The following is a 501-nucleotide window of genomic DNA, read 5'->3' as shown; positions in this document are numbered from 1 at the left end:
TTTCCCCATTCGGAAATCTGCGGATCACAGATTATTTGCATCTACCCGCAGCTTATCGCAGCTTATCACGTCCTTCATCGGCTCCTAGTGCCAGGGCATCCACCGTGCGCCCTTTTTTACTTGATCTTCATTCGTATATTTTCATTCCTAATCCTTCGCTTCGTTAAGAATCTCTAAATTCCCTTCATTGGAAATTTCTACCTCTTCGCATGCGTCGTCCTAACGCGCTCAGAGCCTTGTTACATCCTGTAACAAGATTACAAAATTTTCAACTACACTCATTAAGAACTTCTAAAACTCGCTCAAGGCTTAGTCATTGAAAATATACTCATTCTCAGCTACTTAATGTGGTTTTGCTTTCGCAAAACTATCTATATACACTGTGCAATTTTCAAAGAACAAAACTTGAAAGACATTAGTCTTTCAAAATTAAACAGAATTAAGTACCAGTCTATGAAAGCATAGCTTTCATTTCTCCCTAGAAAGGAGGTGATCCAGCCG

1 rRNA gene is annotated in these 501 nt (G+C 39.5%); it reads right to left on the bottom strand.

Annotated features, from left to right (window positions below):
- Positions 1–126 (bottom strand): 23S ribosomal RNA (locus CPAL_RS13625); the annotation flags it as partial.
- Between the last annotated feature and the right edge of the window lie 375 nt (positions 127–501).

It is taken from the genome of Clostridium thermopalmarium DSM 5974, assembly GCF_002995795.1.
GTDB lineage: Bacteria > Bacillota > Clostridia > Clostridiales > Clostridiaceae > Clostridium_H > Clostridium_H thermopalmarium.
Note: the sequence above shows the minus strand (reverse complement) of the source record. Positions and strands in the feature narration are given on the sequence as shown.